Origin of the sequence: Chryseobacterium salviniae, assembly GCF_035819015.1 — a bacterium.
Taxonomy (GTDB): domain Bacteria; phylum Bacteroidota; class Bacteroidia; order Flavobacteriales; family Weeksellaceae; genus Chryseobacterium; species Chryseobacterium salviniae.
This window is the reverse complement of sequence record NZ_JAYLAA010000074.1, coordinates 1-3,920: the sequence shown is the minus strand read 5'-3', so window position 1 is coordinate 3,920 and position 3,920 is coordinate 1. Positions and strand designations below refer to the sequence as shown.

At 36.1% G+C, this 3,920-nt stretch carries 4 protein-coding genes; 2 read left to right on the top strand and 2 right to left on the bottom strand.

The window, feature by feature from the left end:
• The first annotated feature begins 185 nt into the window (after positions 1-185).
• A complete protein-coding gene (locus SOP96_RS19675) occupies positions 186-740 on the top strand; it encodes a 30S ribosomal protein S16 (RefSeq protein ID WP_326322581.1) in 555 nt (184 codons plus the stop codon).
• Positions 741-751: 11 nt separating this feature from the next.
• Positions 752-1,294 (top strand): ribosome maturation factor RimM, encoded by a 543-nt coding sequence (gene rimM, locus SOP96_RS19670; protein ID WP_326322580.1) that lies wholly within the window; start codon positions 752-754, stop codon positions 1,292-1,294.
• Positions 1,295-1,344: 50 nt separating this feature from the next.
• Here rimM and SOP96_RS19665 read toward each other — a convergent pair whose 3' ends face one another.
• Together SOP96_RS19665 and SOP96_RS19660 are read right to left on the bottom strand one after the other, a co-directional pair.
• On the bottom strand, positions 1,345-3,021 hold the full coding sequence (locus tag SOP96_RS19665; RefSeq protein ID WP_326322579.1) for a serine hydrolase domain-containing protein: 1,677 nt from the start codon (positions 3,019-3,021) through the stop codon (positions 1,345-1,347).
• A 68-nt stretch (positions 3,022-3,089) separates the two neighbouring features.
• Positions 3,090-3,893, bottom strand: coding sequence for a helix-turn-helix domain-containing protein (locus SOP96_RS19660; RefSeq protein ID WP_326322578.1), 804 nt, complete (start codon positions 3,891-3,893; stop codon positions 3,090-3,092).
• Positions 3,894-3,920: the final 27 nt, after the last annotated feature.

The window sequence follows — 3,920 nt, the reverse complement described above, 5'->3', positions numbered from 1 at the left end:
GGGGGGGGGGCTTTCCCCCCCCCGAAACCAGAAAAAGCGAGTAGCGAGAGCAGGTTCCCGGCTCCCAATCAAAGCACCGGAATTTATAAAAAATTTTAGTTAGATCTTTTTACTTCAAACTTTTTTGTTATCTTTGCACTCTTAAAATATTTAACTGGGACGAGTTCCCTTAAAATTCAAACATTATGTCAGTAAAAATCAGATTACAAAGACACGGATCTAAAGGAAGACCTTTTTTCCACATCGTGGTTGCAGATTCCAGAGCTAGAAGAGATGGTAAATTCATCGAGAAGTTAGGAACATACAACCCAATTACTAACCCTGCAACAATCGATTTAAATGTTGATTCTGCTGTAAAGTGGTTAAACAACGGTGCTCAGCCAACTGATACGGCAAGAGCTATTCTTTCTTACAAAGGGGCGCTTTACAAAAAACACTTACAAGGTGGTGTTGCTAAAGGGGCTTTTGATGAGGCTGAAGCTGAAAAAAGATTCAATGCTTGGGTAGAGGCTAAAGAAGCTAAAGTACAAGGTAAGGTTGAAGGATTATCTAAAGCGCAGGCTGATGCCAGAAAAGCTGCTTTAGACGCGGAAGCTAAAGTAAATGAAGCAAGAATCGCTGCTGCTGCACAGGCTGATGCTGATGCGAAAGCTGCTGAAGAAGCTGCCAACGCACCTGCTGAAGAAACTACAGAAGGAGAAGCTGCTGCTGAATCTACAGAAGAAAACACTGAAGCGTAAGGAAGCCCTGTATGCGTAAAGAAGATTGCTATTTATTAGGAAAAATCACACGCAGACACGGACTTGCGGGAAATGTTATCCTTAAACTGGATACTGACCAACCCGAGCTTTACAATAAATTGGAATCAATATTCGTTGAAATCAACGGATTATTGGTTCCTTTTTTTATTGAAAAATCATCCTGGAGTAAATTGGATGCTCTTAATATTGCCTTTAAAAACTCTACGGAAGCACTGGTAGATCAGTCCTTAGGGAAGAATGTTTATTTACCGCTTTCCACACTCCCAAAACTTTCCGGAAAACAATTCTATTATCACGAGATCATCGGGTATAATATCGTTGATGAAAATGATAATGACTGCGGCGTAATCAGATCTGTAAACGATCAGACCGCGCAAACCTATTTTATTACCAATCTTGATGGCAAAGAAGTGGTAATTCCTATCATCAAAGACTGGATTCTTGAAGTGAACCGGCAAGAAAGGATCATCAAAATGCAGCTCCCGGAAGGGCTTATTGATGTTTTTCTGGTTCCTTCTAAAAAAGATGAATAAATCTTAATTCAGCTTTAAGCATTCACTTATTCACAAGTTACTTATTTAAATTACTTCTGCACAAACACTGCGGGCAGTAAATAATCCTGTATTATTTTATCAGCCTGTGAATGGGCATAAGGCTGTCCATAGGCACTTGCTGTAATAACAATCACTAATGGCTGGTCTTTAAAAACCACGATATAGTTTCCTCCATTTCCTGCACAATAGTATGCTTCGTATAATTTACCTTTTGATTTATAGCTTTTATTCCAGAACAAATAGCCGTAATACTCATTATTCCTGCCGTTTATTTGTTTTTGTTTTGTAAAAGTTCTGTTGATCCATTTTTTGGAAAGAATTTGTTTATTATTCCAGATCCCGTCATTTTTATAAAGCTGACCGTATTTTGCGAAATCCAGTGCATTCATTTTAATTCCACCTGCTGTATTCGGAACATTTTGTGGAGTATATTGCCAGTCATAATGATTAATTCCAAGAGGTTTGAACAGCTTTTCATCGGCATAATTCTTTAAACCATTCGGAACAGATTTATCTAGAATATCTCCCAAAACAACTACTCCTGCAGTGAAATAATGCCACCGATGATTCAATTTTTCCTGAAAAGGCAAATCCAGCGCAAACTTTACCCAATCTGAAGTAGGATACATATTCTCTTCATTTCCGGGACTGTTACCGTCTTCATCATTTCCATCCAATCCGGAGCTCATTGTCAAAAGGTCTTTAATGGTAATCTGCTCTTTGGCTGTACTGAAATTTGCAAATTGATGAAGCGGATAAAAAGTTTTAAGCGGTTGTAATTCATTTTTGATATAACCCTCGGAAATTGCTTGCCCCATCAATGTTGAAGTCAATGATTTCCCGACAGAGCGGGGGTCGTGAAGCGTTTCTCTAGTTTCGTCATTGAAATATTCCTCAATTAATATCCCTCCGTTTTTTATAACAACAATACTGTTTATCTTTTTAAATATTCCTTCATCTATAGACCCTTTCAGTAATTTTATTTTTTCTGTATCATATTTTTCCTTAGAAACAAAAAATCCATTGTAAGGAACTATTTTATTTAAAGTAATTGTTGAAATATCAATTTTTGGATTTCTTGCCACGTTTAGTTTCAGACTTCCCGCAGCAATTATTTCGCCTGTTTTTATAGTGTCGATTTTTACGTAAGGTCGGATTTCCATTTTCAGAGTATGACTGCCATCCGAAAGCGCCTGATCTCCGCCATTATGAAGAAATCGATTCCAAAAAGATTCGCTCCAGGAACCCTGGCCGTACAAATTATCTATAAAAGGTCGGTTTAACGAAGTAGCCTTATCCTGAATTTCAGGTTGTGGAGCTCCCGGTATTAGGTTGCTTTTATAGATTTCTTTTCCGTCCACAAACAATGTAAACTGATAATTTCCGCTTTTGAATAATGAATCTAAAGGAATTTCAGGTGCCAGAAAATGCTTATAATTGGTCAGAGAATTATCAAAATAAGCAACAAAAAAAAGATTGCTCTTGTTGGTAAGCGTGTAGAAATCTAAAAAATCTTTCTGCTGTAAAATATTGTCTCCGATTTTCTTATATGTAAAAAATATTTTCCCGGTATTATTTTTCTGTAATTCTGTTTTTATACCTTCCGTTTCGACAATATTTACTTTTTGACCAAAATAAAACATTTGAAATATTATCGATAACAATAAAGTCAGATACGATTTATATTGTTTTGAGAATGTAGGCATGAATATCTTTTTTTATCTGACAAAATTAGACTTTCCCTTTTGTAGAAAATAGAATGAAATTAACATTGCTATTTCTTCAGAATATTTCTATACTTTAAAGGTGTAATACCTATATTTTCTTTAAAACACCTGATAAAATGACTTTGGTCGGAAAAGCCGCATTCCAGTGCAACTTCCGATAAAGACTCAAATTCATTCAGAATTTTTAAAGAATTTTCCACTTTTAATTTCCTGAGATATTCTCCTAAGTTGCAACGGAAATATTTCTTAAAATCCCTGCTCAGATGGATCGGGTGAATATTTACTATTTTTGCAAGGTCTGATAAATTCAATTTTTCCATAAAAGTTTCATGAAGAATCTCGTCAATTTGTTTTACCCACAAAGGATTTTTTTCTCTACTGGTTTTCAGGCCGGCTATTTCGTGAAAAATATCAAGCAGGATTTGATCTATCGACATCTCAAAAGAATTATCAATGCTTTTTGTTTCTTTGAAAATACGGTACATCAATAGCTTTACTGCCGGATTTTTAATATTAAAGCTTCCTTCTGTTTTATCTTTTGAAAGCTGAAATTTTTCAAACCAATCTTCCGAAATTTCAATATGAAATCCCCTTGTAAACACATCAGGTTTTGTATTGTAGTGCGAGTCCTGCCAGTGATGATAAAGTAGTGTTCCGGCTGCGCAGTCGTATACTTCTTTTTTATTACCTTCAGTCATATTTCCCTGCAGCAAGAAGGTGAAATAAGGGTTTTCGTGATAATGCCAGTCTACGAAGGGGTATGTATATTCCGTATCTGTAATCGTTAATCCCCCGAAGCGCAAAGTTTCAGTGGTTTGTCCGAAAAACTCACCGTTGCGAAGATTTTTCATAGCGCAATTATGTGTTTTAAATCTTCA